The 3718-nt window shown below is 50.3% G+C and carries 3 protein-coding genes; all 3 read left to right on the forward strand.

Translation table 11 applies throughout. The annotated features are described in order from the left end of the window. Positions 1-395 precede the first annotated feature (395 nt). Entirely contained in the window at positions 396-1385 is a 990-nt protein-coding gene (locus J4G02_21585; GenBank protein ID MCE2397112.1) for a BMP family protein, read from the forward strand. A 100-nt stretch (positions 1386-1485) separates the two neighbouring features. After that, entirely contained in the window at positions 1486-2619 is a 1134-nt protein-coding gene (locus J4G02_21590; protein MCE2397113.1) for a mandelate racemase/muconate lactonizing enzyme family protein, read from the forward strand. A 68-nt stretch (positions 2620-2687) separates the two neighbouring features. Then, the coding region (locus tag J4G02_21595; protein MCE2397114.1) for an ATP-binding cassette domain-containing protein at positions 2688-3718 on the forward strand (1031 nt) is incomplete at its 3' end.

A 3718-nucleotide genomic window follows, 5' to 3' on the forward strand; every position in this document is an offset into this window, starting at 1 on the left:
GTATCAATGACCTACAGGTTGTCTAGCAACTTGAGTTAAAATGAAGTTGACAGTTCATCTGGGCGTCCATATAATTTCAACCGATTTGTAGTAGATTTTAGAATTATTTAGACACTCCCAATGCACAACCAACCCCCTAAATCCCCCTTATCAGGGGGACTTTTGAGACTGCGCGAAGGTTGGAGTTATTGGTAAATGTCTACTTATTTTTAGAATTCACTATAGATGGAATGGCGGACAATGAACGTTGTCCTGTACACAGACAATTTTCGTGGATTTATATAAAAAGAAAGTGCAAAGCGCGAAGAGAAACCGAGTTTTTTCGGAAAAACTCGGTTTCTGCTGCACGATTTCTTTACATGAGCCTTTTCGTGAATTCTACATGAGGTGTTTTTATGTTCAAAAAGAGCTGGATTATTAGTAGTTTACTGGTGTTGTTGTTTGGATTTACTATCGGCACAGCCGATGCAGCAAAATTTAAGGTTGCCTTACTGACCCCCGGTTCAATCAGCGATGCTGGGTGGAATGCGCTGGCTTATGAAGGACTCAAGCGCATTGAAAAGGAGTTGGGAGTCGAGGTCAGCCATGTTGAAAGCAAAGCTCCATCGCAGTGGGAGGAACATTTCCGATTCTACGCGAGCAAGGGGTTCGGTCTGGTTTTTGGGCACGGATTTGAGTATCAAGAAGCCGCAAAATCTGTCGCGCCCGACTTCCCGGATACGGTGTTTATCACAACTTCTGGCAACACAGTTTTGGATAATGTGGCATCGATTGTGTTTGAGCTTGAGGAGGTAACATATCTGCTAGGAGTCATTGCTGGCACAATGAGCGAGACGGGAAAGATTGGACTTATCGGCGGCATGAACATCCCACCGATCAATAGCACCTTTCACGCCCTCGAAGAAGGAGCGAAATCTGTCAATCCAGATATCAAAGTATCCCAATCTTACGTCGGAGATTGGGAGAACATCGGAAAAGCAAAAGAATTGGCATTGTCCCAAATCACAGAGGGGATTGATTTCATCTTTCACAATGCGGATGCTGCCGGTCGTGGGGTTTTTCATGCTGTCGAAGAGAGTCGCAAAGCGGGTAAGGACGTTTACGCTTTCGGTTCAAATCTAGATCAGAACGATATCGCCCCCGATGCAATCCTCGCAAGTGCTGTGATTGATACCAAAGCCTTTGTATACATCGCCGACTTAGTTCAGACGGGCAAATTTGAACCCCAAGTAATGTGGATGGGGATGTCGCTTAATGAGACTGTGAAGTTGGTCTACAACCCGAAATTGAAGGATCGGATTCCTAAAGATCTCCGCGCCAAAGTTGAGAAAATTCGTCAGGATATTCTCGCCGGTAAGTTTAAAGCACCTCGCGTAAAATTTTAGAAGCCTATCCCGCAGGTGCAGAAAATGACGGAATGCACGTTGCTATCTAAAAAAGAACCGGAGAATTCACGGGGCAATCCTTACGGATCAGGCGTACGGTATGAACAAACAGGTTCTACCTATGAAAATTACCGAAATTGAAGCACTGCATTTGCGCTTGCCTATTATTCAAGAAGTCGCCGATGGCACCCAAGACTGTCTCATTGTGCGAGTGCACACCGACGCTGGACTCACCGGATTAGGAGAGGTCGTCTCCTGCTCGTATGTCGCCCGGGCGGTTATTGAAGCCCCACGTTCCGCGCCTTTTCGGCATGGCTTGGCCTCCATTGTCAAGGGTATAGATGCGGCAGATATAGATGCCGTATCACAGGCAATGATCGAAGGCACTGCTTGGTACGGTCCCGGTGGCGTTACCCGACACGCAATGAGTGGGATCGATATGGCACTGTGGGATCTGCGTGGTAAGGCGATGGGGGTGCCCGTCCGTGCGTTACTCAGCGAGACTCCGGTTGACGCAATACCGTGTTATGCCAGTGTTCTCTGGCCCGAACGTCCAGAGTTGATGGCGGCGTCAGCACGGGAATTCTTGGAACAAGGGTACCGGGCAGTGAAATATGGTTGGGCACCGATGGGACCAGACCCGGACCTGGACGAAGCGTTGGTTGCCGCTGCCCGCGACGCGCTGGGACCTGAAATAGATCTGATGGTAGATGCTGGCCGCGCTTGGGATTTGCAGACAGCGCTGGAGCGCGTCGAACGGTTCCAGAAATACGATGTTTGCTGGCTTGAAGAGCCGTTGAACCCCTACGACACGGTAGGGTACAGGCTGCTCTCCAAGTCCTCGTCGATACCGATTGCCGCCGGCGAGGCGGTGACGTTAATCGAGGAGTACGAGACCTTGCTCATAGATGGCGGGATACAGGTGGTTCAGCCCGATCTGGGGCGAGTTGGAGGCATTACCGGGGGAAAGCGGATTGCCGCTTTGGCACAAGATACCGGTGCGTGGGTTGTCCCTCATGCCTTTGGGACCGGTGTCCTGCTTGCCGCGTCTGCTCAATGGGCTGCCTCTTTTGAAAAGCCGATGACAGAATTTACTCGTGCTCCGTCTCCGCTAGCGCAAGACCTAGTTCATCACAGTATGAGTTTCCGAGACGGGAAGTTACACCTAACCGATGCCCCGGGGCTGGGAGTCGAATTAGATGCACAGGTTGTGGATGCATATCGTGTGAACTAGAACATCGCGGCAGGAGCGATACTTCCGCCAAGCAGCACTTGGGTGCTGAATGAAGGGAAAATCATCCATTGGCATCACTCGCACTTGAACTGCACGGCATCACCAAGGCATTTGGAAATAACCTTGCCGTAGATAGCGTGGACTTTTCGTTGGAACAGGGAGAGATTCATGCCTTACTCGGTGAAAACGGAGCGGGTAAATCCACGTTGATGAATCTGATCTACGGCTTGTATCAACCCGATGCCGGGGAGATTCTGATAGACGGGAAACCGAGCCTTGTCGATTCCCCAAAGACGGCAATTACCTTGGGGTTAGGCATGGTGCATCAGCACTTTATGCTTGTGCCTTCGTTAAGTGTAGCTGAAAATATTGCCCTCACTTCTGAACGTGGCAAATTCCGGTTTCGACGAAACGAAGCGGAGGAGAACGTCCAGCAGCTTTCCACCCGTTACGGTTTGTCCATCTCACCACAGATGAAGGTCTGGGAGCTTTCAGTTGGACTTCAGCAGCGGGTTGAGATTCTCAAGGCACTTTCGGCGGATGCCCGAATTCTCATCCTTGATGAACCGACCGCAGTTCTATCCCCACAAGAGATCACAGAGCTGTTCGCCATCCTGCGTCGTCTCAAGTCTGATGGTCATTCCATTGTCTTCATTAGTCATAAGTTGAAAGAGGTAATGGAAATCAGCGATCGGATTACTGTATTACGTAATGGCAAGCGTGTTGCGACGACGGCGGTCGGTGACACCTCTCCTACCCATTTAGCAGAGCAGATGGTCGGGCATGAGTTTCCGGAAATTCAGCGAAGTGCCCAAGCCCATGGTCCGCCAATCCTTGAAATCCGAGATTTAACTGTTACAGATCAGAATAGTCGTCGGGTCGTTGATGGCCCCTCGTTTGATGTTTATGCCGGTGAAATCGTGGGCATCGCTGGCATTGATGGTAACGGGCAGATCGAGCTTGCCGAAGCGATTGTTGGACTCCGCCGTTCTCAGCGTGGTGCCATCCGTTTTAAGGGGGGAGCAATCACCAATCTTCCGACGAGCAAAAGCCGTCAGTTGGGATATGGCTATATCCCCGAAGATCGACAGAATGCCGG

Source organism: Candidatus Poribacteria bacterium, from assembly GCA_021295755.1.
Lineage (GTDB): Bacteria > Poribacteria > WGA-4E > WGA-4E > PCPOR2b > PCPOR2b.